We start from the raw sequence: 25,245 nt of genomic DNA, 5'->3' as shown, positions 1-25,245 counted from the left end.
AGACTTATTGAGACGGCGCGGCGGCCGGGTCCACGGCGACCTCGATGGCGGGCAGCGCGGAGAGCTGCTCCGCCGTCATCCGCTCGGCGGCCGTGAACACCTTCTGCTGCTGCTCCTTGATCCGCTCGTCGACCAGGCGGCTCAGCTCGAAGGCCAGCCGGCCGGTCTGGCGGACCGTCACGTCGTCCACCAGCGGCCGCAAAGCCGAGGTGATGACGATGCCCGCGGCTTTACCGGCCTCGGATTGTGAGACGCCGACCGAGTAGTCCTCACGCGGATTGACCGCGCCGTCGATCGCGAAGTCGCGGATCCGGCCGAGCAGTTCGTGCCACTCGGCGACCTCGCCCGGCACCTCGGTGGCCTTGACGTCCTCGACGGTCAGGCCCATGCCGCGGTCACCGGTGCGGAAGCAGCGCGCGTACGAGTTCAGCGCGGACACCCACAGCGCCTCGACCAGCACGGCGTCCAGCCGGCCCGGGGGCCGTTCGAGCTCGGCCACCAGCCGTTCGCAGCACTTCAGCGTGAACTGCAGGTCGTCGAAGATCCCGACGAGATCGGCCAGGCCCAGGGCACCGGGCGTCGCCAGCAGCCGGGCGCTCGAAGGGGCGGTCGTGGGCTGGGTCATCCGGGACGCTCCTGTCGCTCTGAACCTCCACCACACCGCATCCGGCGCGCCCCGGCGGTCTCAATTTGCGACACCGAAGCTCAGCGTGAACTCCGTCTTCCGCGCCACCAGCCGGTACCGCGGCAGCACCCCCGGCCCGCAGGACGCCGAGCCGAGGCCGTGCTGGGCGACGTCGAGGGTCAGGTGCACCAGGTCGCCCGCCGTCAGATCGGGCGTGTGCCGCGCGGCTTCGAGCGCGGCCGCCGTCCAGCGGCGGGCGGTGAAGTCGAACGACGGGTCGCCGTCGACGCGGATCCCGGTGCCTTCCGCGTCCGTCAGGCGCAGCCAGCGGACGTCGACGCGGTTGCCGTTCTCCTGCGGGAAGACGTACGGCGTCTGCAGGCCGTCGACACTGCGGGAGAACCGGCCGATCCGCGCCGCCTGGCGGCTGTCCGGGTACGCCTCGCCGGGGCCGCCGCCGAACCACTCCGCCGTGCCCAGCGAGCCGGGGACCGCCATCGCCAGACCGAGCCGGGGGAGCGTGCCCTCGAGTCCGTCGGGCGTGATCTCGACGCGCAGCCGCAACCCCTCTTCGAGAGCCGTCCACGTGTAGTCCGCGAACAGCCCGAATGCCTGAGCGGGCGGCGCGACCCGGGTGCGCACGACCAGGTCGTCCCCGTCGGCGTCGACGGCGATCACCCGGTGCTGCAGCCGGTGCAGCCCCGCCTCCCGCCACTCCGAAGCCGACTCGGCGCGGTCGTTGTCCGTGGTCGCCCGCCAGAGGTCGAGCCGCGGCCCGTGCACCGGGTGGCCGCCGAGCGCGGTCATTCGGCCCATCACCGGGTCGAACTCGCCGGCACCCAGCAGCAGCCGGCCGGCGGTGCGGAACACCGGGCCGCGACGCGCCGGTCGCTCGACGGCGGGCGCGGGCGACACCGGCAGCTGACCCCAGCCGACGACGTGGCCGGCCGGCGCCCACGCGGCCGCCGATGTCAGCGACGCCGAAACCGTCAGCCAGCTTTCCCCACGGGTCACGGGCAACCGGGGGAGGGGAACGCCGACGCTCTGTCCGGAGTGGACGACAGGGACGTCGAGAACGCCGTCCGCGACAGCGATCCCCTCGTCCTCCAGGACCCAGGTGAACGTGAGGTGCGCGGTGCTCACGAAGTCGTAGTGGTTCGACACCCGGACGCCGTCGGCACCGGCTTCGATCCGGACCGGTTCGATGATTTTGGCGAACTCCCCAAGGCCCGGCGACGGCGTCCGGTCGGGGAAGACGAGCCCGTCGATGACGAAGTTGCCGTCGTGGATCGTCTCGCCGAAGTCGCCGCCGTAGGCGAAGTGGTCACCGGCGAGCAGGCCGTGGTCGAGCCACTCCCAGACGAACCCGCCCTGGCAGTTCGGGTACCGCTCGAACAGCTCCCGGTACTCCAGCAGGCCGCCCGGGCCGTTGCCCATCGCGTGCCCGTATTCGCAGAGGAGGAACGGCAGGTCACGCCGCCGCGCGTTGCCGTCCTCGCGGAGCCCGATCGACTCGACCTCGGCGTGGGTCGCGTACATCCGGCTGTGGACGTCCACATAGGAGCAGTCGTGGTCGCCCTCGTAGTGCACCGGCCGGGTCGGGTCGCGGTGGCGCGTCCACTCGGCCATCCGTGCGAGGTTCGGCCCGGTGTGGCTCTCGTTGCCGAGCGACCAGAGGATCACGCTCGGCCGGTTCTTGTCCCGCTCGACCGTGCGCCGCATCCGGTCGAGGTAGGCGTCGGCCCACAGCGGCTCGGCGCTCGGGTTGCCCTCCCAGTCCAGCGGTCCGAAGCCGTGCGTCTCCAGGTCGCACTCGTCGATCACCCAGAGGCCGTACTCGTCGCACAGCTCGAGGAACGCCGGGTCCGGCGGGTAGTGACTGGTCCGGACGGCGTTGATGTGGTGCCGCTTCATGAGCAGGACGTCGGCCAGCGCGACGTCGCGCGGCACGACCCGGCCGGTGCGGGGGTGGTGCTCGTGCCGGTTCACCCCGCGCAGCAGCAGCCGGCGGCCGTTGACCTTCAGCTGCCCGTCGTCGATCGTCACGGTCCGGAACCCGATCCGCACCGGAACCCGCTCGGCCGCCGTGGTCAGCGAGCCGTCGTACAGCCGCGGCGACTCCGCGCTCCAGGGCTCGACCGGCAGCTCCAGCGGTAACCCGGCAGGGTGATCCGACACCCCCAACTCGGGGATGCTGAGCAGCGCGTCGGCGTCGGTCTCGACGCGGACCGTGCCGAGCCCGGTGGTGTGGTCGTAGTCCGCGCGGACCCAGTAGTCGCCGATCCCGCCGGCCGGCCGGGCCAGCAGCGTGACGTCGCGGAAGATCCCGGACAGCCACCACATGTCCTGGTCTTCGAGGTAGCTGCCGGCCGACCACTGGTGCACGCGCACGGCCAGGACGTTGTCCCGCGGCCGCAGCAGCGGCCCGACCTCGAACTCCGACGGCAGCCGGCTGCCCTTCGTGACGCCGAGTTCGGTGCCGTTGAGCCAGATCCGGGCGCACGAGTCGATCCCGTCGAAGCGCAGCACCGCGGGCCCGGCGGGCCACGACGCGGGCAGGTCGAACCGCCGCCGGTGGTCACCGGTCGGGTTGTCCGACGGCACGTGCGGCGGGTCGACCGGGAACGGGTAGTGCACGTTCGTGTAGGCGGGTTTGCCGTACCCGTGCAGCTGCCACATCGACGGGACCGGCAGCTCGTCCCACGCCGAGTCGTCGAAGTCGTCGCGCTCGACGCCGCGGGGTGCCGCGGCGACGGCGGGGGAGAGCCGGAACCGCCAGGTGCCGCTCAGCGACAGCGCCGGGGCGTCGGAGGTGAAAGCCGCGCGCGGCGGCACCGAGCCGTGGCCGGGGGCCGGGTCTTCAACGTACGACATGACGTCCTTTCAGCCCTTCATGGCGCCGGCCGTGCGGGCGACGTCGTGGATCCCCACCCGCCGACGACCGAGTATGCCCCGCCGGGGGCTCGGACGCGTGAAGGCCTCCTCGCGGCTCGGGGTTGCCGTCGAGGAGGCCTTCACCCACCCGGCCGTTACTCGGCCGGGACGCGTTCGCGGCGTTTCGAGATGACCCGCCAGCCGACCACCAGCACGATCGCCAGCACCGGGATCGAGTAGAACGCGATCTTCTCGGCGCCGTCGGAGAAGCCCATCAGCACCACCACCAACGCGAGGAACGCCAGCGTCGCCCAGCCGGAATACGGCGCCCACGGCATCCGGTACGACGGCCGTTCCAGCTCGCCGCGCAGCGCCGCCTGGCGCAGCCGCATCTGGCAGAAGATCAGCGTCGCCCACGTCGTGATCACGCCCAGGGACGCGATCGCGATGGCGATGTCGAACGCCTCCTTCGGCACCAGGTAGTTCAGCACCACACCGAGCAGGTAGGCGATCGAGGTGAACATGATGCCGCCGTAGGGGACGTGCCGGCGGTTCATCCGGCCGACGAACGCCGGCGCCTCGCCCTTGTCGGCCAGCGACCGCAGGATCCGGCCGGTGGAGTAGAGCCCGGAGTTGACGCTCGAGAGCGCGGCGGTGAGCACGACGGCGTTCATCACGTCACCGATGCCCGGGATGCCGAGGCGGCTGAACACCGTGACGAACGGGCTTTCGTCGCCGTTGTAGAACGGCCAGGGCAGCAGCATCGCCAGCATCAGCACCGAACCGACGTAGAACACGCCGATCCGCCAGACGACGCTGTTGATCGCCTTGGGCAGGACCTGGCGCGGATTCTTCGTTTCGCCGGCCGCGATGCCGACGACCTCGATGGCCGAGTAGGCGAAGATGACCGCCTGCAGCGTCATCAGCGCGACGCCGATGCCGGCCGGGAAGAATCCACTGTGGTCGGTCAGGTTGTGCACGCCGGCCGGGGTGCCGCCGATGTCGGCGCTGGTGAAGACCAGGCCGACCGCGGTGATCAGGAAAACGACGATGGCCAGCACCTTGACCACCGAGAACCAGAATTCGAGCTCGCCGAACAGCTTCACCGACAGCAGGTTCACGGCCAGCAGCACACCGAGCGCCACGAGCGCGGTGATCCACTGGGGCACGTCCGGCAGCCACTTGTGGACGTAGATCGCGACCGCGGTGATCTCCGCGATCCCGGTCATCGCCCAGTTCACCCAGTACATCCAGCCGGAGGCGAAGCCGGCCCACGGCCCGATGAACTTCCGGGCGTAGGTCACGAAACTGCCGGAACTCGGCTCGTGCAGCACGAGCTCGCCGAGCGCGCGCATCACGAAGTAGGCGGCCACCCCGCAGATCGCGTAGGAGAAGATCAGCGACGGGCCGACCTGGTGGAGCTTGCCGCCGGCGCCGAGGAACAGCCCGACGCCGATCGCGCCGCCGATGGCGATCATCTGCACTTGGCGGTTGCCGAGCGCTTTCGAGTAGCTTTCACCTTTTTCGGTGAGCAGCGAGGAATCCATGGTTGCCAGACGCTAGAGGCGTTAGCGGCAAGTGACCAAGCACACTAAGGAAGACTTAAGGTGTGCGAGAGATCACCTTGGCGGTTTTCCCCGTATTTCCCGTTTCGATTTGACAAGTTCACCCGCGACCCCGGTGTTCGCGCGTCGCGCGGGCCTCCTACGCTACGGCCGTGGACCTCGCGGCGCTGCTGGACCGGATCGCCGACGACGTCGCGCCCGAGGTCGGCCGCGGCGCCGTCGCGGACTACATCCCCGCCCTGGCCCGGGTCCGGCCGGGGTTCGGCATCGCGGTGGCCGATGTGGACGGTGGCGTGCACGGCGCGGGGGACTGGCTGCGGCCGTTCTCCGTGCAGAGCATGTCGAAGGTCTTCACCCTCGCCCTGGTGCTCGCCCGCGGCGACGACGTCTGGACGCGCGTCGGCCGCGAACCGTCCGGCGATCCGTTCAACTCCCTGGTGCAGCTGGAACACGAGGACGGCATCCCGCGCAACCCGTTCATCAACGCGGGCGCGCTGGTGGTGACCGACGAACTCACCTGTCACGGCGACGCGGTGGGCGCGCTGCTCGCGTTCCTGCGCGCGGAAAGCGGCCGCGCGGACATCGACATCGACGCCGAGGTCGCCGCGTCGGAGGCCGGGCACGCCGACCGCAACCGCGCGCTGGCGTACTTCATGGCGTCCTACGGCAACATGCGCAACCCGGTACCGTCCGTTTTGGACCAGTACGTCCGGCAGTGCTCGATCGCGATGTCCTGCCGCGACGTCGCGCGCTCGGCGCTCTTCCTGGCCCGCCACGGCGTCCGCAACGACGGCACCCGCCTGCTCGGGCTCAGCTCGGCGAAGCGCATCAACGCGGTGATGCTGACGTGCGGCACCTACGACGCGGCGGGCGAGTTCGCCTACCGCGTCGGCCTCCCGGGCAAGAGCGGCGTCGGCGGCGGGATCGTGGCGATCGTCCCGGGCCGCTGCGCGGTCTGCGTCTGGAGCCCGGGCCTGGACGCGCGCGGCAACTCGGTCGCCGGCGTCGCGGCCCTCGACCGGTTCACCACGCTGACCGGCTGGTCGGTCTTCTAGCGCAGGTAGTTGTAGACGCTCGCCCGCGAGATCCCCAGCAGCTCGGTCAGTGCCGGCACCGCGTTCTTCAGCTCCAGGAACCCGCGCGCCTTCACCACCCGGACCAGGTCCTTTTTCGCGGCCGACGGCAGGGTGAGCGGGGTGTGGCCGCGCTCGGCCGCGTAGTCCTCGACCAAGGCGCGCAAGTCATCGGCCGTGCGGGCCTGCAGGGTCTCGGTCAGCGGCGCCGGGTCGTCGGTGCGGGTGAGGCGGGTCAGGGCGTGGGCGGCCGAGCCGAGCAGGGAGATGTCGAGGTTGAGGCACAGCGCCGCGACGTACTCGCCGCCGGAATTGCGGATGCCGATCGACGTGCTCTTGGCCGGGCGGCCGTCGGGGAAGCGGTTCGGGTAGTTCTGCAGCACGTCGGGGAAGTCCGGGTCGGCGATGCGCGCCAGGCCCAGCTCGGTCGCCGGGTCGCCGACGGCGCGGCCGGACAACCCGCCTTCGATCGCGCGCACCGCGCGGGCCGGGTCGCGCAGGTCGTGCAGCACGACCTCGCACAGCCCGGGGAACATCCGGCCGACGGCGTGCGCGATCTTCTCCGCCTCCCGCAGCAGCAGCTCGTCTTCGGTCATCCGAGCAGCTCCCGCAGCTTGTCCGGCGCCTTGAGCCCGGATCCGGTGAGCACGACGACCGTGGTCTCGCCCGGCCGGATCACACCGCGTTCGCGGAACACGTCGATCGCCGCGGCGGCGCTCGCGCTGGTCGGCTCGGCGTAGAGACCGAGGGAGGCGAGGCGCCGGGCGGCCGCGGCGATGGCGTCCTCCTCGATCGCGGCCGTGCCGCCGCCCGAACGCCGGATCGCCGCGACGACCTCGGGGAGCCGGATCGGGTGCCGGATCGCGGTGCCTTCGGCGACGGTCGGGGCGAACGGCGGCGGCCGCCGGTCGTGGAACGCGGCGTCGATCGGGGAGCAGTTGCGGGGCTGCGCGACGAGCAGACGCGGCCGTCGCGCGATCGAACGGGCGTCGAGGAGTTCGCCGAACCCGAGGTCGAGGCCCAGCACTATGCTGCCGGCGCCGGCGACCGTGACGACCGCGTCCGGCGCGCGGAACCCCAGGTCCTCCCACAGTTCGTAGGCGAGGGTCTTGGTGCCCTGCAGGAAGAAGGGGTGCCAGTTGTGGCTGGCGTAGGTCGTCGTTGCCGAGCGGCGGACCGCCTCGGCGGCGGTGTCGTCGCGGGTGCCGGGCACAAGTTCGACGGTCGCGCCGTACGCGCGGGTCTGCAGGACTTTCGCGGCGGACGTCCCTTCGGGCGCCAGTACGGTCGCCGCGATCCCGGCGGCGGCGCTGTAGGCCGAGACCGACGAGCCGCCGTTGCCCGAGCTGTCCTCGAGGAGGTCCTTTACGCCGGCGCCGGCCAGCGCCGCGACCATGACGCTGGAACCACGGTCCTTGAAGCTGCCGGTCGGGCTGAACCACTCGAGCTTGAACCGGACCTCGCCGTCGCCCCACGGCTGCCGGACCAGCGGCGTGCAGCCCTCGCCGAGTGAGAGCGGACGCAGGTCGCCAGGCAGAGCCGCACGGTAGCGCCAGAGCGACCGGACGCCGGTGTCGACGTCGCCGGGAGCCAGGCCGGGCAGCGGGGCGACGGTCAGCGGGGCGCCGTCGTCACCCCGCCAGCGCAGTGGGTCAGCCGGGTAGCGCGCCCCCGACCGCTCGTCGGCGTACCAGTACTCCACGACCACCTCCACGCTGAACAGTTGGTCCAAGGGTAGACGACGTGTCTACGGTTACCGACAAGTACGCGAAATGTTTTCAGCTTTTTCTCAGGAAAGATCCGTAACGCGCCGGGTGAGGATTTCGATCTCGGCGCCTCGCCGGCCGGTGTCGGAGATACCGAAGGTGGCGGACTGAATACCGGGAGTCGCCCAGGTCGGCCGGGGTGCGGGGTGCCCGGGTGCGGTCGCCCGGGGCGTGTGAACACGCGGAATCCGGGGCTCCGGGGAATCCACAGTGGACTCGCGGGGGAGTGGCGGGTGCGTTTGCGCATTCGGGAAGCATTCTTCCGGACGTCCGGAAAAATGCCGGGTGAATAGTGCCCGCGTGATCCGGCGCACAGTTCCGCGCAAATGCCGTGACGGGCCCTCCGGTGTGGTCGATTTTACCGTCGCGACACTTGGTGTTGGCGTCGGGGAAACGGCGGACCCGCCGGATGGAGTGGTCCGGTGTGGGCAGTCCCGTTGCGTCCAGCGGGTGAGATGGCTTGCCCCGTCCGGAGGTGTGGACCACGCCGACCACGGTGTATGGCCATCGTGGCGGGACTATTGACCGCTGTACAAGGCAATCCGCACACGATCTCGGCTGGTGGTACGTGACGGCCGCGTTAAATTCTTGCGTCTCCGGCCTGGTCGCTCCCGAATTTTCTGCACAACCACCATGAATTCGTGGTGGGTTGTTGACGGAACCGGATGAACGCGCTTAAGTACTCCCCGTTACCCCATCACCCTTTCGGTTGTAGCGGGAGTTCCCATGCGTGTCTCGAAAGACGACCGCGAACCGGCCGTGCCGGTCGTCGCCGTCTCGCCGCTCGCGTGGCCTTCCGCGCGCGGGGTCGCGGCCGCCGCGCGCGGTGGCGGACTCGGCGTGCTCGACCTCACCGGCCCGGCCGGCGTCGCCGCGGAAGAGCTCGCCTTGCTGGCGGAATGGGGGCTCCCGGCGTTCGGGATCCGGCTCGCGCGCCTGCCCGCGGGCACGGACCTGCCCGAGGCCGCAAGCACCGTCCTGCTGACCGAAGACTCGCCGTGCACTGCGCGCGACTTCCCGGGACGACGGGTGCTGGCCGAGGTCACGAGCCGCGCGTCGGCCGCGCGGGCGGTCGACGGTGGCGCCCACGGTTTGATCGCCCGCGGTCACGAGTGCGGCGGCCGGACGGGTGAGCTGAGCACTTTCGTGTTACTCCAGGCTTTGCTGGCCGACGTGCCCGTCCCGGTGTGGGCGGCGGGTGGGATCGGCCCGCACACCGCGGCCGCCGCCCTCGCGGGTGGCGCGGCCGGCGTCGTCGTCGACACCCAGCTCGCGCTGCTGCCTGAGGCGGAACTGCCGTCGGCCCTGACCACCGCCGTCACCGGCCTCGACGGCTCCGAAACCGTGGTCGTCGACGGCGTCCGCGTGCTGTCCCGCCGCGGGACAGGCGTGACACCGATCCAGGCCGGGCAGGACGTCTTCCTCGCCACCCGGTTCCGCGACCGCTGGGGCACGGTGACCGCGGCCGTCCGCGGCCTCCGCGACGCCATCGGCGACGCGCTGCGCTCGGACGTCCCGGTGCTCGGCCCGGGTACCGCGGGCAGCCGCGCGTTCGGCACCACCCTGCCCCTCGCGCAGGGCCCGATGACCCGCGTGAGCGACCAGGCCGCGTTCGCCGCCGAGGTCGCCGCGGGCGGGGCGCTGCCGTTCATCGCGCTCGCGCTGTCCGGCCCGGAGCAGACCCGCGAAGTCCTGGAGCGTACGCGCGAGGCGGTCGGCGGCGCGCCCTGGGGCGTCGGCGTGCTCGGCTTCGCCGCCGACGACGTCAAGGCCGCGCAACTCGAGGTGATCCGCGAACTGCGGCCCAGCCACGCGATCATCGCCGGCGGCCGCCCGGCCCAGGCCGCGGCGCTGGAAGACGCCGGCATCGCCACCTTCCTGCACGTGCCCTCGCCCGGCCTGCTGAAGCAGTTCCTCGAAGCCGGCGCGCGCAAGTTCGTCTTCGAAGGCTCGGAATGCGGCGGTCACGTCGGCCCGCGCACCAGCTTCCCGCTCTGGGAGGCCCAGCTCGGCGTCCTCGGCGACTTCCTGGCCACCACCCCGGACGCCGCCAGTGACCTGCAGATCCTGTTCGCGGGCGGGATCCACGACGCACGCTCGGCCGCGATGGTCGCCGCCCTCGCCGCGCCGGTCGCCGCCCGCGGCGCCGCCATCGGCGTCCTCATGGGCACCGCCTACCTCTTCACCCACGAAGCCGTCGACGCCGGCGCCGTGCTCCCGCTGTTCCAGCGGCAGCTCCTGGCGGCCCGGCACACCGACCTGCTCGAAACCGCGCCCGGCCACGCCACCCGCTGCGTCCGCAGCCCGTTCACCGAGGAGTACGCCGCGCTCAAGGCCGACCTCGCCGAGCAAGGGGTGCCGAGCCGCGACGCGTGGGAGCGGCTGGAGACGCTCAACGTCGGCCGCCTCCGCCTCGCGAGCAAGGGCATCGAGCGCGTCGGCGCCGACCTGCGCGAGGTCGGCGAAGACCGGCAGCTGGCCGAAGGCATGTTCATGGCGGGCGAGGTCGCCGTGCTGCGCTCGGCCGTCACCACGATCGCCGAACTGCACACCGCGGTCGGGGAGGGAGCGAACGCCTTCCTGCGCGAGCGGGCCGCCGGCTTCGGCGTCACCACGCCGGAGCCGCCCGCCCCCGAACCCCTCGACGTCGCGATCGTCGGGATGGCCTGCATGTTCCCGCAGGCCCCGGACCTGGCGTCGTTCTGGGCGAACGTCCTGGCCGGCGCGGACGCCGTCACCGAAGTCCCGCCGCAGCGCTGGGACACCACCCTCTACTACGACCCCGACGGCCAGGGCGAGAAGACGCCGTCACGCTGGGGCGGGTTCCTGCCCGAGATCGGGTTCGACCCGCTGCGCTACGGCATCCCGCCGTCGTCGCTGGCCAGCATCGAACCGGTGCAGCTGCTGGCGCTCGAAGCCGCGCACCGCGCGCTCGCCGACGCGGGTTACGGCGAGCGTGCCTTCGACCGGACGCGGACGTCCGTCGTGTTCGGCGCCGAAGCGGGCAGCGACCTGTCCAACGCGATGAGCCTGCGGACCGTCTTGCCTTCCTACGTGGGCGAACTGCCGCCCGGGCTCGACGAGCGGCTGCCGAAGATCACCGAAGACTCGTTCCCGGGTGTCCTGGCCAACGTCATCGCCGGCCGGATCGCCAACCGGCTCGACCTCGGCGGCGCGAACTACACCGTCGACGCGGCCTGCGCGTCGTCGCTCACCGCCGTCGACGTCGCCTGCAAGGAGCTGACCGCCGGCACCAGCGACCTCGTCCTGTGCGGCGGCGCGGACCTGCACAACGGCATCAACGACTACCTGCTCTTCGCCTCGGCGCACGCCCTTTCCCCGACCGGGCGCTCGGCGACGTTCGACAGCGCGGCCGACGGCATCGCGCTCGGCGAAGGCGTCGCGTGCGTCGCGCTGAAGCGCCTCTCCGACGCCGAACGCGACGGCGACCGGGTGTACGCCGTGATCAAGGGCGTCGGCGCGGCGTCCGACGGGCGCGCGCTCGGGCTGACCGCACCCCGGCCGGAAGGCCAGCACACCGCGCTGACCCGCGCCTACCGCAACGCCGGCGTCTCGCCCGCGCAGGTCGGGCTGGTCGAGGCGCACGGCACCGGGACCGTCGTCGGCGACCGGACCGAGCTCGGCACGCTGACCAAGGTGTTCACCGAGGCCGGGGCCGCGCCGGGCGGCTGCACGATCGGTTCGGTGAAGTCCCAGATCGGCCACACCAAGTGCGCCGCGGGCCTCGCCGGGCTGATCAAGACGGCGCTGGCGCTGCACACCGGCGTCAAACCGCCGACCCTGCACGTGACCGCGCCGAACCCGGCGTGGGACGCCGCGACCAGCCCGTTCGTGTTCCAGTCGGCGCCGCAGCCGTGGAGCGCGCCGGCCGCCGAGCGGATCGCCGGGGTCAGCGCGTTCGGTTTCGGGGGCACCAACTTCCACGTCGTGCTGGGCGCGCACGATGGCGTCCTGCCCGCCCAGGTCGGCGACGAGTGGCCGGCGGAGCTGTTCACCTTCGCCACCGACGCGGCCGCGCGGGATCTCCTGGCGCTGGTCGAGGACGTCCCGGCGGGCAAGCAGCCGTGGCGTCTGCGGGACCTCGCGCTGAGCGCGTCCCGCCGGTCCGAGGCCTCGGGCCGGGTCCGGCTGGCCGTCGTCGCGTCCGATGTGGACGAACTGGCCGGGTCGCTGCGTCAGGCCTTGTCCGGCTCCGACGCGCCGGGTGTGTACCGCGTCGGGGACTTCGAGCCGGGTGAGGTCGCGGTGCTGTTCCCCGGCCAGGGCAGCCAGCGGCCGGGGATGTTCGCCGAGCTGTTCGTCACGTTCCCCGAGCTGCAGCGCTACCTGCGGCTCGACCCGGCCACCGCCGTGACGGTGTTCGGCCCCGCCGCCTTCGGCGAGCCGGCCCGCCAGGCCGCGGTCGACCGCGTCACCGACACCCGCGTCGCCCAGCCCGCGCTCGGCCTCGCCGGGCTGGCCGCGTTCCGGCTGCTGACCCGCGCCGGCGTCCGGCCCGCGATGACCGGCGGCCACAGCTACGGCGAGCTGATCGCCCTCTCCGCGGCCGGGGCCCTCACCCCGGAAGCGCTGCTGCACGCCAGCCACGCCCGGGCCGAAGCGATCCTCGACGCGATCCCGGCGTCGGACCCGGGCGCGATGGCCGCGGTCTCGGCGTCCGCCGCCGACGTCGGCAAGGTGATCGCCGAACTGGGCACAGTCGTTCTGGCGAACCACAACTCGCCGACGCAGACCGTGATCTCCGGCCCGACCGCCGACATCGAGACGGCCGTCGGGCTGCTGCGGGCCGCCGGGCTCGGCGCGAAGCGGATCACGGTCGCGTGCGCGTTCCACAGCCCGCTGGTCGCGGCCGCGGGGGAGACGTTCGGCCGAGCCCTCGGAGCGATCGGCGTCGTCCGGCCGGCCATCCCGGTCTACAGCAACCGCACCGCGGCGCCCTACCCGGACGACGTCCGCGGCGAACTGGCCGCCCAGATCGGCTCGCCGGTCCGGTTCGTCGAGCAGATCGAGGCGATGTACGCGGCGGGAGCGCGGGTGTTCGTCGAGGCGGGCCCCGGCGCGGTGCTGGCGAAGCAGATCACCGCGATCCTCGGCGACCGTCCACACCGGACGATCGGGTTCGAGCAGCGAGGCCGCCGCGGCGTGCCGGGCTTCCTCAGCGCGCTCGCCCAGCTGGCGGTGTCCGGCGTGCCGGTCGAGACGGGCTGGCTCTTCCGCGGCCGCGACGCGGTCGACGCGGCTTCGGTGCCGCGGCCGAAGCGTCCCGGGTGGACGGTGGACGGTCACCTCCTCCGCACCGCGGACGGCGTGATCCCGGCGGGTGCGCTGCGCCCGGCGGAACGGCTTCCCGAGGTCCTGGCGCCGGTTTCCCCGGTGGCGGCGGGCACCTCGGACGCGATGGTGGCGGACTTCCTGCGCACGAGCCGCGAGATGATCGCCGCCCAGCGCGACGTCCTGCTCGGCTACTTCGGCACGGACGTCCCGGCGGCGGTCGCCCAGGTCGTCGAAGTGCTCCCGGTCGCCGTCCCGGTGACTCCCGTTCCGGCTCCGGTCCGGTCCGTCCTGGACACGGTGATCGAGGTGATCGGGGAGCGGACGGGGTATCCGGTGGACATGATCGAGCCGGATCTCGATCTGGAAGCGGACTTGAGTGTGGATTCGATCAAGCGGGCGGAGATCGCGGGCGAGTTGGCGTCGCGGTTGGGTCTGGACGCCGGTGAGGACGTCGAGACGTTCGCGAAGGCGCGGACGGCGGCGTCGATCGCGGAGTTGATCGGACCGGGTGCGCCGTCGCCGGTCGCGGTGCCCGTGCGGTCCGTTTTGGACACGGTGATCGAGGTGATCGGGGAGCGGACAGGGTATCCGGTGGACATGATCGAGCCGGATCTCGATCTGGAAGCCGACTTGAGTGTGGATTCGATCAAGCGCGCGGAGATCGCGGGCGAGTTGGCGTCGCGGTTGGGTCTGGACGCCGGTGAGGATATCGAGACGTTCGCGAAGGCGCGGACGGCGGCGTCGATCGCCGAGCTGATCGGGGCCGGGGCGCCGCAGCCCGTCGCGTCGGTCGCGGTGCCCGTGCGGTCTGTTTTGGACACCGTCGTCGACGTGATCGCCGACCGGACCGGGTACCCCGCGGACATGATCGAGCCCGACCTCGATCTCGAAGCCGACCTGAGCATCGACTCGATCAAGCGCGCCGAGATCGCCGGTGAGCTGGCCACGCGGCTGGGGCTCGACCCGGACGGGGACGTCGAGGAACTCGCCAAGGCCCGCACCGCCGCCACGATCGCCGGGCTCGTGGGCGGGGCACCCGACCAGCGGAGACCCGCCATCGTCGAGCCACCGCGAACCGGACCCGAACCGGTCCCGGTCGGTGCCGCAACCGCACCGCAGCCGGTCATCGTCGCGCCGAAACGCCTGGTCATGACCGAGTTCGCCCTCGCGCCCGCCACCGCCCCCGACGTCACCGGCCGGAAGTTCCTGGTCCTCGGCACCGGCGCGCTGGCCGAAGCGGTCCGGACCCGGCTGGCCGCCTTGGGCGCGACAGCCGAGATCGCCGACGCCGTCCGCCCGGGTTTCGACGGCGTGATCGACCTCCCCGACGCCGGGCCGGTGCTGCCCGCTGCGTTCCCGCGCTACCGAGACGCCCTCGCCGCGAACCCCACCTGGCTGCTCACCGCCGGCCCCGGCGAAGGCCTGCGCGGCTTCTACCGCAGCGTCTCCCGCGAATACCCGGACATGATCGCCCGGGTCGTCGAGCAACCACAGGGCACGAACGTTGCCGACCAGGCCGAAAAGATCGTCGCCGAGTTGTCCACTGTGGACCGCGAACCGGTCGTGCTCCGCGACGGCGAAAACCGCAGCGGGCTCCGGCTGACCGAGGAGAGCCTCGGCCTGCTCGGCAGCAGCGGCGCCGGGCCGGCGGGCGACGGCACCGCCGAAGCGACCGCGGCCGGGCTGGATCGCGACTCGGTCGTCCTGCTCGTCGGCGGGGCCAAGGGCATCACCGCCCGGTTCGCCGCGACGCTCGCCGCCGCGTCCCGCTGCCGCCTCGAACTGGTCGGCCGGACACCCGTACCGGCCACCGAGGACGAGTACCCGCAGGCCAAGGACGCCAAGGAGCTGCGCACCGCCCTGATCGCGAGCGGTCTCAAGAGCCCGGCCGAGATCGAACGCGCGGCGCGCCGCGTCCTCGGCGAACGCGAAGTCCGCGACACCCTGAAACGGCTCGAATCGCTCGGCAGTCCGGTGCGCTACCAGTCCGTCGACATGCTCGACGCCGAGGCCGTGCACCGCGCGGTCAAGGAGATCCACGCCGAGCACGGCCGTCTCGACGGCATCGTCTACGCGGCCGGCGTCATCGAGGACAAACTCGTCGCCGAGAAGACACCGGAGTCGTTCACCCGCGTCTACGGGACCAAAGTGGACGGTGCCAAGACCCTGCTGGAGGCGACGGCGGACCTGCCCGACGAGCCGAAGTTCGTCGTGCTGTTCGGCAGTATCGCCGCCGCGCTCGGCAACCGCGGCCAGTCCGACTACGCCGCCGCCAACGACGCCCTCGAGACCCTCGGCCGCCGCTGGCCCGCCGGCCGCGCGGTGACCGTCCACTGGGGACCGTGGGCGCCGACCGGCACCAACGACGGCATGGTCACGCCGGCGTTGATGCGCGAGTACGCCCGCCGCGGCATCGAACTGATCGACCCGGAGGAAGGCACCCTCGGCCTGCTGCGCGAGCTGGCGTGGGGCCGCCCGGAGACGTCCGCCGTCGTCCACACCGCCTCGGGCTGGTGACGCGGATGCCGGACCCCGTGGCGATCGTAGGGATGTCGGTGCTCCTGCCCGGCGCGCCGGACCTCGACACCTACTGGCGCAACCTCGTCGGCGGCGTCGACGCCATCACCGAGGTCCCGGCGGGGAAGTGGGACGGCGCGCACTACGCCCCGGACGCCGAGCGGCGCGCCGACCGGATCTACTGCCGGCGCGGCGGGTTCGTCGACGAACTGGCCGAAGTGGACGTCACCGGGTTCGGGATCATGCCCAACTCGATCCCCGCCACCGAGCCCGACCAGCTGATCGCGCTGCGGGTCGCGGCGCAGGCCCTGGCCGACGCCGGCGGCCCCGACCGGCTGCCCGGCGACCGCTCCCGGGTCGGCGTCATCCTCGGCCGCGGCGGGTACCTGACGCCCGGCCTGGTCCGGCTCGACCAGCGCGTCCGCACCGCGAGCCAGCTTGTGCGCACCCTCGGCGAGCTGCTGCCGGAGCTCGACGCCGACCGCCTCGACGCCGTCCGGCAGGCCTTCACCGACCAGCTCGGCCCGGAGGCGCCGGAATCCGCGATCGGGCTCGTGCCCAACCTGGCCGCGTCCCGCGTCGCCAACCGGCTCGACCTGCGCGGTCCGGCGTACACCGTGGACGCCGCGTGCGCGTCGTCGCTGATCGCGGTCGACCACGCCGTGCGCGAACTCGCCTCCGGCCGCTGTGACGTCGTGCTCGCCGGCGGTGTGCACCACTGCCACGACATCACGTTCTGGAGCGTGTTCACCCAGCTCGGCGCGCTGTCGCCGTCCGAGCGCATCCGGCCGTTCCACCGCGACGCCGACGGTGTGCTGATCGGTGAGGGCACCGGCGTCGTCGTGCTCAAGCGGCTCGTCGACGCCCAGCGCGACGGTGACCGCGTCTACGCCGTGGTCACCGGCACCGGCGTCGGCTCGGACGGGCGGACCGCCAGCCTGGCCAACCCGGACTCCGGCGGCCAGGTCCGCGCCGTCCGCCAGGCCTGGGCCGCGGCCGGGCTCGACCCGCGGGACCCGGACTCGCTGGGCCTGCTCGAAGCGCACGGCACGGCGACCCCGGCCGGTGACGCCGCCGAGCTCACCACGCTCGCCGAGGTGTTCGGCCGGGACGGCAGCGCGGTGCTCGGCTCGGTGAAGTCGATGATCGGCCACACGATGCCCGCGGCCGGCGTGGCCGGGCTGGTGAAGGCCGCGCTCGCCGTCCACCACGGGGTCCTGCTGCCGACGTTGCACTGCGACGACCCGAACCCCGCCCTCGCAAAGACCCGTTTCTCCACTTTGGACACCGCACGCCCGTGGGACGCGGCCGTGCGCCGCGCCGGGGTCAACGCGTTCGGGTTCGGCGGCATCAATGCCCACGTCGTGCTGGAGCAGGCCCCCGACCGGGCCGCCCCGGTCGTCGTGCGTGAGGCCGAACGCGTGCTGCGGCTCGCCGCGCCGACCGTCGAAGCGCTGCGTGAGGTCTTGTCCGGACCGGATCGCGCGGTGCTCACCGCGCCGGAGGGCGCCGGGCCCGTGCGGCTCGGCATCGTCGACCCGACCGAGAAACGCCTGGCCCTGGCCCGCAAGGCCGTCGGCCGGGGCCGGCCGTGGCGCGGCCGCAACGACGTCTGGTTCACCGACCGGCCGTTGCTCGGCCCGGGCGGGGGCAAAATCGCGTTCGTCTTCCCCGGGCTGGAGGCCGAACTGGCCCTGAACTGCGGAGACGTCGCCCGTCACTTCGACCTTCCGTGGCAGCATTCCGACGCCGCGGTCGGCGACGTCGGCCGCCAGGGCGCCGCCGTGTTCGAGCTGGGCCGGCTCCTGGAAGCGGCCCTGCGGCGGATGGGCGTGACGCCGGACGCCGTCGCCGGCCACAGCCTCGGCGAATGGACCGCGATGGCCGCGGCCGGGATGCACACGGCGGCCGAGATCGACGCCTTCCTCGCCGGGTTCGACCCGGACAGCCTGGTCGTGCCGGGCCTGGCCTTCGCGGCGATCGGCGCTCCGGCACCCCGGGTGCTCGCCGAGCTGGGCGGGCGTGACGACGTCGTGCTCTCCCACGACAACTCCCCGAACCAGGCGATGGTCTGCGGTCCCGCCGCGGCCGTGGACGCGCTCGTGAAGACGTTCCGGGAAGCCGGGACCGTCTCCCAGGTCCTGCCGTTCCGGTCCGGCTTCCACACCCCGATGCTGCGGCCCTACCTCGGCCCGATCCGCGAGGCCGCCGACGGCTTCACCCTGCACCCGCCGCGGGTGCCGATCTGGTCCGCGACGACGGTCTCGGAGTATCCGGCCGCCGAGGCCGACGTCCGTGCGCTGTTCGTGCGGCACTTGCTCGAACCGGTCCGGTTCCGGCCGCTCGCCGAGACGCTGCACGCGGCCGGGTTCCGGGCGTTCGTGCAGGTCGGCGCCGGTCAGCTCGGCTCGCTCATCGGCGACACCCTGCACGGCAAGGACCACCTCGTCGTCGCCGCGCACTCGCCGCACCGGCCCGGCCTCGCCCAGCTGCTGCGCGTCGCCACGGCGTTGTGGGCCGAGGGCGCGTCCCTCGACGGCACGGCCCTGCCGGGCCAGGCCCGGGCCGCGATTCGCAAGGCCGTCAAGCTCGACCTCGGCGGGCACGTCATCACCCTCGACGACCGGACCCGCGCGCAAGTCGGCGCCCGCCTGACCCAAGCGTCCACTGTGGACGTCCTGGCCGGGAAGGGACCCCTGGCGGACGAGTTCGCGGCCCTGTTGCGGGACACCGCGAATCTGGCGTCCACAGTGCTCGGCGGGCGGAAGAGCACGTCCCGGCGGCTGCCGCCGCCGGTCGAGCTGCGGACCACCTTGGACGTCTCGGTCGAGACGATGCCGTACCTGCTCGACCACTGCTTCTTCAAGCAGCCGCCGCGGGCCGACCCCGGCGACCGCTGGCCCGTCGTGCCCGCGACCACGGTGATCGACCACCTGATGGGCTTCGCCGAGCAGGCCGCGCCCGGCCGCCGCGCGGTCGCGGTCCACGACGTCCGGCTGAACCAGTGGATCACGGCGATCCCGGCGGTCACCGTGCCGGTGCACGTCGTGCCCCGAGGTCATGACCGGGTGTTCGCTGCGCTGGGCAGCTACTCCCAAGCCGTCGTCGAGCTGGCCGGGTCCTATCCGGCCGCCGGCGTTGCGCCGTGGTGTTTCCCGGCGTCGGCCGAGGAAGTCCCCGGGACCCGGGCTCGCGAGCTGTACGACGACCGCTGGATGTTCCACGGCCCGCGCTTCCAGGGGGTCACCGAGCTGACCGCGGTCGGCGAACGGCACGTCCGCGCCGTGCTCACCACCCCGGCCGCGCCCGGCGCGCTGCTCGACAACGTCGGCCAGGTGCTCGGCTACTGGATCATGTCCCGGCTGCCGGAACGCACCACCGTCTTCCCGGTCGCGATGCGCGAGATCCGGTTCCACGGCCCGCACCCGGCGCCGGGGGAGCGGCTGGAGTGCCTGGTCAAGATCACCTCCCTGACCGACGAATTCCTCGACGCCGACATGCAGCTTGTCCACAAGGGACAGGTCTGGGCCGAGTTCACCGGCTGGCGTGACCGCCGGTTCGACAGCAACCCGGAGATCCGCCAGGCCGACCGGACCCCCGAGCGCTCGACGCTGTCGAAAGAACAACCCGGCGGCTGGGCGCTGGTGCACGAGCAGTGGCCGGACCTGGCGACGCGCGAGCTGATCATGCGCAACTACCTCGCCGGCCCGGACCGCGGCGCCTACGACCGGCGCCCACCGCGCGGCCGCCGTCAATGGCTGCTCGGCCGGATCGCCGCGAAGGACGCCGTCCGCCAGTTCCTCTGGGCGCGCGGCGAACCCGAGATGTTCCCGGCCGAGCTGAGCATCGGCAACGACGACGCGGGCCGCCCCCACGCGACCGGCGCGTACGGCCGGGAGCTGCCGGAGGTGACGATCTCGGTGGCCCACCGCGCCGAGGCCGGCGTGGCGATCGCGAGGTACGGCCCGTGCGGGATCGACGTCGAAGAGATCGCGCCGCGCGCGGAGTCCACTGTGGACGCCGCGTTCGGGCCGGCCGAACGAGCGCTGTTCGCGGCCCAGGAGGGCGATCCGGACGTCTGGTTCGCCCGGTTCTGGACCGCGAAGGAAGCCGTCGCGAAACTGCGCGGCACCGGGCTGCGGGGCGAACCCCGCGACTTCGAGGTCGTCGCGGCGGCCCCGGAAGACCTGACCGTCCGGGTGGCCGGGCGCGACCACCACGTCCGCTGCACCGAGACCGCGAACCTGCCGGGCGCACCGCCGCGCCGGTACGTCGTGGCCTGGACCGAGGAGACGAAGGAGACTGCGGAATGAGCATCGAGACGACGGCCACCGGCGAGGCGGCGGTGCTCGCTCAGCTCGGCGGAATGCTGCGTGAGCTGCTCGAGGAGTACGGCCTCGACGACGCGGAGATCACCATGGACACCACGTTCCACGACGACCTCGAGCTGGAGAGCGTCGACCTCGTGGCGCTGTCCGGGCAGCTGCGCGAGCACTACGGCGAGCGCGTCAACTTCGCGACGTTCATCGCCGAGCGCGACCTCGACGAGATCATCGCGCTGACCGTCGGCGAGCTGGTGCGCTACATCGTCGCCTCGCTGCGGGAGCGACCGTGAGCCGGATCCGGGCGGGCGAGCTCGACGTCCACGTCCAGCGCCTGACCCCCGACGTCCCGCTCGACGGCGACGCGCCGATCGTGGTGTGCGTCCACGGCCTGCTCACCGACAGCCTCGCCAGCTACTACTTCACCCTCGGGCCGGCCTTCGCCGAACGCGGCCTCGACGTGCTGATGTACGACCTGCGCGGGCACGGCCGCACGACCCGACCCGAGAGCGGCTACCGCCTCGAATCGTTCGTCGTCGACCTGGTCGACGTCCTCGACGCGCTCGGGATCACCCGGCCGGTGCACGTCATCGGCAACTCGTTCGGCGGTTCGGTGGCTTTCGGGCTGGCCGCCGCCCGGCCCGACCGCGTCGCCAGCGTCATCGCCATCGAGGCCGAGCCACCGACGGCGGCGTGGACGCGGCACATGGCCGACGGCCTCGCCGACGCGAAGACCCGCCTCGCCATCGCCGACGTGATCGGCTGGATCAAGGACAACCACGGCGCGCACACCGCGCGGCTGTCCAAGGCGGCCAACCGGATCCTCCAGACGACCACGATCGCCGACGACATCCCGCGCAGCGCGACCATCGACGCGGACCTCTCGGACGTCCGCTGCCCGGTGTTCGCCCTCTTCGGCGGCGACTCGGGGCTGGCCGCGCAGGTGCCGCACTTCGAGGAACACCTCGACCACTGCCGGACCGTCGTGCTGCCCGACCAAGGCCACTCGGTGCTGGTCGAGCGGACCGCCGAGACCATCGAGCTGATCTTCGAGTGGGTCCGCGACGTCTCCTGGCTCCCGGCCCGGGTGCGGTAGTGGCCCGCTTCCTGTTCGTCGTCCCGCCGCTGGTCGGGCACGTCAACCCGGCCGCCGGGGTGGCCGCCGAGCTCACCGCGCGCGGCCACGAGGTCGCCTGGGCCGGGCACGACGAGCTGCTGTGGCACCTGGCCGGCCCGGACGCGCTCGTGTTCTCCTGCGCGCTGCCGCCGGACGCGCCGGAGCGGCCGCCCGAGCTGAAGGGACCCGCCGCGCTGCGGTTCCTCTGGCAGGACTTCCTCGTCCCGCTGGCCGACGCGATGGCGCCCGGCGTGGCCGCGGCGATCGACGCGTTCGGGCCGCACGTGGTCGTCGCCGACCAGCAGGCCCTCGCCGGCGGGCTGCTCGCCGACGCCCGCGGCCTGCCGTGGGTCACCTCCGCGACGACGTCGGCCGAGCTGGTCGACCCCCTCGCCGGGATGCCGAAGGTCGCGGACTGGGTGGCCGGGCTGCTCGACGGGCTGCGCTCGCGGATCGGCGGCGGCCCGGCGGACCCGAGGTTTTCACCGCACGGCGTGCTCGCCTTCACCACCCGCGAACTGCTCGGCGCGGTCGCGCTGCCGCCGAACGTCCGGCTGGTCGGGCCGTCCGTCACCGGCCGTCTGTCCACAACGGACTTCCCGTGGGAGTGGCTCGAACCGCACCGGCCCACCGTGCTCGTCACGCTCGGCACCGCGAACACCGACGCGGGCACCGCTTTTTTGGCGTCCACTGTGGATGCCTTCGCCGGACGGGCCGCCCGGGCCGTCGTCGTGGACCCGGGCGGAGCGCTCGGGGCCGTTCCGCCGAACGTCCTGGTGCGGCCGCGGGTCCCGCAGCTGCCGCTGCTGGAGCGCGTCGACGCCGTGCTGTGCCACGCGGGGCACAACACCGTCTGCGAGTCGCTCTGGCACGGCCTGCCGCTGGTGGTCGCGCCGATCCGCGACGACCAGCCGATCGTGGCCGCCCAGGTGGCCGCGGCAGGCGCGGGCGTCCGCCTGCGGTTCGGCCGGGCCGACGCGGACCGGATCGGGGCTGCGGTCGACGAGGTGCTGGCCGAGCCGTCGTACCGCCGGGCCGCCGAGACGCTGGCGGCGTCGTTCCGCGCCGCGGGCGGCAGCCCGGCCGCGGCGGGGCACCTGGAGCAGCTCGCGCTGGAGAGCCTGGCGCACCTGCGGCCGTGAAAGGTTGTTATTTACACGGAAAAAATGGCCGGGTTACGGTGTCCGGCATGACAGTCTCCGTGTGCACGCCCGAAGAAGTACTCCAGCTCGTCGCGTCGGTGGCGGGGCTGTTCGCCGAGGACGGCGGTGTCCGCGACCCGTTCATGGACACCGGCTGGCCGGCTCGCGAGGGCACGGCCTACTACGTCGACCTCGTCAAGGATCCGGGTTGCCTCTGCCTGCTGGCCGCCGGCGGCGGTGGCCACCTGGTGGGGCGGCTGTGCCGGCCGAACCCGCTGCGGCCGGGCGCCGTGACGGCGGATCTGGAGAGCCTGCGGGTCGACCCCGGCCACCGCCGCGCCGGGGTCGGCAGCGAGCTCGTGGCCGCCTTCTTCGCCTGGGCGGCGGAAAACGGGGCGAACGAGACGAGGGTCAAGGCGTTCGCGGCGAACCGAGGCGCGCTGGAGTTCTACCGGGCCCAGGGCTTCGAGCCGTTCGACATCACGTTGCGGCGGACCGCCTGAGCCGTGCTCGGGCCAAGGGAATCCCGGACGGCCGGGCAGTCGTGGTCGACGACGTCGACGCGGAGCCGGCCCACGAGACCGTGGCGCCGACCGACGTCGGCTGACGGCTTGCGCGCTCATGCTTGTCGTGAGTGTTTAGGGCGGTTAGAACCGCCCTAAACACTCACGACAAGCCGCGGCAGACTCATGTAGCCGCTGTGCCGAACTCGCCGGAGCGCTGGAACCGCCGCCCCGGGACCCTCCGACGTTTCACCGGAACGGGTGACTCTCCACAGTGGACTCCGCGTCGGCCGCTCCCGCGCACTAGCTTGGGAGGCCGAGCGAGGAGGGTGCCATGACGGCCACCGCGGAGGTCGCCCACGAGCCGGCGCCCGCACAGCTGAGCAAGGGGCGGGTCAACGCCGTCTTCGGCGCCGTGCTGCTCGGCATGCTGCTGGCCGCGCTCGACCAGACCATCGTCGGGACGGCGCTGCCCACCATCGTCGGCGACCTCGGGGGCGCCGGGCACCTGTCCTGGGTCGTCACGTCCTACCTGCTGGCCGAGACGATCATGACCGTGGTCGTCGGCAAGCTCGGCGACCTGTTCGGCCGCAAGCTGATGTTCCAGCTGTCGGTGATCGTCTTCGGCATCGGCTCGTTCTGCGCCGGGTTCGCCGACAGCATGGTCTGGCTGATCGTCTGGCGCGCGGTGCAAGGCCTCGGCGGCGGCGGGCTGATGGTCACCTCGACCGCGCTCATCGCCGACGTCGTCCCGCTGCGCGAACGCGGCAAGTACCAGGGTGTGCTCGGCTCGGTGTTCGGCGTGGTGACCGTCGCCGGCCCGATGCTGGGCGGGTTCTTCGTCGACCACCTGTCGTGGCGGTGGGCGTTCTACGTCAACATCCCGCTGGTCATCGTCGTGCTGATCGTCGCGTCCTCGGCGATGCCGAACGCGCGCGCCGCGGTCAAGCCGGTGATCGACTACCTCGGCATCCTGCTCATCGGCCTGGCCGCGACCGGGCTGACGCTCGTCACCAGCTGGGGCGGCACGCAGTACGCGTGGGGCTCGCCGGCGATCATCGGGATGGCGATCGGCTCGGTGGTACTGCTCGCGGCGTTCGTCTTCGTGGAACTACGGGCGAAGGAACCGATGCTGCCGATGCGGCTGTTCCGGAACCCCGTGTTCACCGTCGGCGGCATCATGAGCTTCGTCGTCGGGTTCGCGATGCTCGGCGCGCTGTCCTACCTGCCGACGTACATGCAGTACGTCCAGGGCACATCGGCGACGACGTCGGGGGTCCGGCTGCTGCCGATGGTGCTGGCGTTGCTGGTGGCGTCGATCGCCGCGGGCAACGCCGTCAGCAAGACCGGGCGCTACAAGATCTTCCCGCTGGTCGGCGCCGCGGGGATGACGATCGGGCTGTACCTGCTCTCCCGGCTCGACACGGACACGGGGTTCTGGGAGGCGTCGGCCTACATGGCCGTGCTCGGGTTCGGCATCGGGCTCGGCATGCAGGTGCTGACCATCGCCGTGCAGAACACCGTCGACTACGCCGACCTCGGCGTCGCCACCTCGGGCGTCACGTTCCTGCGGTCGATCGGCAGCTCGTTCGGCGCGGCGATCTTCGGGACGGTGTACGCGAACCAGCTGGCGCCGAACCTGGCCGCGGCGGTGGCCGCCCATCCGCTGCCACCCGGCGTCGATCCACGGGTGACGCAGATCCCGAGCGCCCTGCACGCGCTGCCGGACTCCGTGTCGGCGCCGGTGATCCAGGCCTACAGCGACTCGCTGCACGTCGTGTTCCTCGCCGCCGCGCCGGTCGGTCTCGTGGCGTTCGCGCTGGCGTTCTTCCTCAAGGAGGTCCCGCTGCGCGACACCGCGCGTGCCGCGGCGCCGGACCTCGGCGACGGCTTCGCGATGCCGGAGGCCCGCACGGACGACCGCGAGCTGGAACGCGCCGTCGCGACGCTCTTCTTCCGCGAGCGCCGCACGGTCGCCCCGGCGATCGTCGAGCGCGCCGGCAGCGACCTCGACGAGGGCGGCATCTGGTGCCTGCTGCAGGTCCACCTGCGCGAACGCCGCGGCGAACCGGCCACACTCCGGGCGATCGGCGAGCACTTCGGCGTCCCGGCACCGGTGCTGGAGCCGGCGTTCAACCGCCTGGAGCTGACCGGCCACCTGCGGTACGCGAGCGGCGGCTGGGAGCTGACGGAGGCGGGTCGCGAGGAGTTCGCCAAGGTGGTCCGCGCGTGGCACGACTGGCTGGCGTCCCGTCTCGGCGACTGGGGCACGGGCGACCGCGCCGAACTGGACGCCGCGATCGGCCGGGTGGCCACCCGCCTGCTGGACCAGAGCACGGAAGTCCGCGCCTACGGCCGCCACGCCCTGGCCTGACCCACCACGTTCGAGTGAAGCTTTGCTGCGCAAAGCGCCACTTTCCCTAGGAAAGATGCGTCCAGGCGGCCC

At 72.6% G+C, this 25,245-nt stretch carries 13 protein-coding genes; 8 read left to right on the top strand and 5 right to left on the bottom strand.

The genetic code is table 11. The annotated features are described in order from the left end of the window. Nucleotides 1-4: 4 nt before the first annotated feature. The 3 genes from OG494_RS14050 to OG494_RS14040 all read right to left on the bottom strand — a co-directional run bounded on the left by OG494_RS14050 (nucleotide 5) and on the right by OG494_RS14040 (nucleotide 5,046). Entirely contained in the window at nucleotides 5-625 is a 621-nt protein-coding gene (locus OG494_RS14050) for a hypothetical protein (protein WP_328455701.1), read from the bottom strand. Nucleotides 626-685: 60 nt separating this feature from the next. Next, the gene (locus OG494_RS14045; protein WP_328455699.1) at nucleotides 686-3,499 is read right to left on the bottom strand and encodes a glycoside hydrolase family 2 TIM barrel-domain containing protein; all 2,814 of its coding nucleotides are present in this window, start codon (nucleotides 3,497-3,499) and stop codon (nucleotides 686-688) included. 155 nt (nucleotides 3,500-3,654) lie between these two features. Continuing rightward, a complete protein-coding gene (locus OG494_RS14040; RefSeq protein WP_328455697.1) occupies nucleotides 3,655-5,046 on the bottom strand; it encodes an amino acid permease in 1,392 nt (463 codons plus the stop codon). Between the two features lie 170 nt (nucleotides 5,047-5,216). Between OG494_RS14040 and OG494_RS14035 the strand changes: the two genes are divergently transcribed. Continuing rightward, nucleotides 5,217-6,119, top strand: a complete 903-nt coding sequence (locus OG494_RS14035; RefSeq protein ID WP_328455695.1) for a glutaminase — start codon at nucleotides 5,217-5,219, stop codon at nucleotides 6,117-6,119. Here OG494_RS14035 and OG494_RS14030 read toward each other — a convergent pair. Next, nucleotides 6,116-6,733, bottom strand: coding sequence for a helix-turn-helix transcriptional regulator (locus OG494_RS14030; protein WP_328455693.1), 618 nt, complete (start codon nucleotides 6,731-6,733; stop codon nucleotides 6,116-6,118). The genes OG494_RS14035 and OG494_RS14030 overlap by 4 nt on opposite strands. Next, entirely contained in the window at nucleotides 6,730-7,851 is a 1,122-nt protein-coding gene (locus OG494_RS14025; RefSeq protein ID WP_328455691.1) for a threonine synthase, read from the bottom strand. Before OG494_RS14025 ends, OG494_RS14030 begins: the two co-directional genes overlap by 4 nt. Nucleotides 7,852-8,629: 778 nt before the next feature. On the opposite strand from OG494_RS14025, the gene OG494_RS14020 reads away from it, so the two are divergent. The 7 genes from OG494_RS14020 (at nucleotide 8,630) to OG494_RS13990 (ending at nucleotide 25,173) form a co-directional block, all read left to right on the top strand. Further along, nucleotides 8,630-15,715, top strand: coding sequence for an SDR family NAD(P)-dependent oxidoreductase (locus OG494_RS14020; RefSeq protein ID WP_328455689.1), 7,086 nt, complete (start codon nucleotides 8,630-8,632; stop codon nucleotides 15,713-15,715). Nucleotides 15,716-15,720: 5 nt separating this feature from the next. Then, nucleotides 15,721-20,028: a type I polyketide synthase gene (locus OG494_RS14015; protein WP_328455687.1), complete on the top strand. Its 4,308-nt coding sequence runs from the start codon at nucleotides 15,721-15,723 to the stop codon at nucleotides 20,026-20,028. After that, the gene (locus OG494_RS14010) at nucleotides 20,025-20,330 is read left to right on the top strand and encodes an acyl carrier protein (protein ID WP_328455685.1); all 306 of its coding nucleotides are present in this window, start codon (nucleotides 20,025-20,027) and stop codon (nucleotides 20,328-20,330) included. Before OG494_RS14015 ends, OG494_RS14010 begins: the two co-directional genes overlap by 4 nt. Beyond that, nucleotides 20,327-21,133: an alpha/beta fold hydrolase gene (locus OG494_RS14005; RefSeq protein WP_328455683.1), complete on the top strand. Its 807-nt coding sequence runs from the start codon at nucleotides 20,327-20,329 to the stop codon at nucleotides 21,131-21,133. The genes OG494_RS14010 and OG494_RS14005 overlap by 4 nt, the downstream gene beginning before the upstream one ends. Then, nucleotides 21,133-22,296: a glycosyltransferase gene (locus OG494_RS14000; protein WP_328455682.1), complete on the top strand. Its 1,164-nt coding sequence runs from the start codon at nucleotides 21,133-21,135 to the stop codon at nucleotides 22,294-22,296. The genes OG494_RS14005 and OG494_RS14000 overlap by 1 nt, the downstream gene beginning before the upstream one ends. 47 nt (nucleotides 22,297-22,343) lie before the next feature. After that, entirely contained in the window at nucleotides 22,344-22,799 is a 456-nt protein-coding gene (locus OG494_RS13995) for a GNAT family N-acetyltransferase (RefSeq protein ID WP_328455680.1), read from the top strand. 334 nt (nucleotides 22,800-23,133) lie between these two features. After that, nucleotides 23,134-25,173, top strand: a complete 2,040-nt coding sequence (locus tag OG494_RS13990; RefSeq protein WP_328455678.1) for an MDR family MFS transporter — start codon at nucleotides 23,134-23,136, stop codon at nucleotides 25,171-25,173. Nucleotides 25,174-25,245 lie beyond the last annotated feature (72 nt).

It is taken from the genome of Amycolatopsis sp. NBC_00438, from assembly GCF_036026695.1.
In the GTDB taxonomy this organism is placed as follows: Bacteria; Actinomycetota; Actinomycetes; order Mycobacteriales; family Pseudonocardiaceae; genus Amycolatopsis.
This window is presented reverse-complemented; position numbering and strand designations above follow the sequence as displayed.

Coding starts and splice junctions, on each gene's coding strand:
- OG494_RS14050 (WP_328455701.1), bottom strand. CDS start 625: ATGACCCAGCCCACGACCGCCCCTTCGAGCGCCCGGCTGCTGGCGACG.
- OG494_RS14030 (WP_328455693.1), bottom strand. CDS start 6,733: ATGACCGAAGACGAGCTGCTGCTGCGGGAGGCGGAGAAGATCGCGCAC.
- OG494_RS14020 (WP_328455689.1), top strand. CDS start 8,630: ATGCGTGTCTCGAAAGACGACCGCGAACCGGCCGTGCCGGTCGTCGCC.
- OG494_RS14045 (WP_328455699.1), bottom strand. CDS start 3,499: ATGTCGTACGTTGAAGACCCGGCCCCCGGCCACGGCTCGGTGCCGCCG.
- OG494_RS13990 (WP_328455678.1), top strand. CDS start 23,134: ATGACGGCCACCGCGGAGGTCGCCCACGAGCCGGCGCCCGCACAGCTG.
- OG494_RS14040 (WP_328455697.1), bottom strand. CDS start 5,046: ATGGATTCCTCGCTGCTCACCGAAAAAGGTGAAAGCTACTCGAAAGCG.
- OG494_RS14010 (WP_328455685.1), top strand. CDS start 20,025: ATGAGCATCGAGACGACGGCCACCGGCGAGGCGGCGGTGCTCGCTCAG.
- OG494_RS14015 (WP_328455687.1), top strand. CDS start 15,721: ATGCCGGACCCCGTGGCGATCGTAGGGATGTCGGTGCTCCTGCCCGGC.
- OG494_RS13995 (WP_328455680.1), top strand. CDS start 22,344: ATGACAGTCTCCGTGTGCACGCCCGAAGAAGTACTCCAGCTCGTCGCG.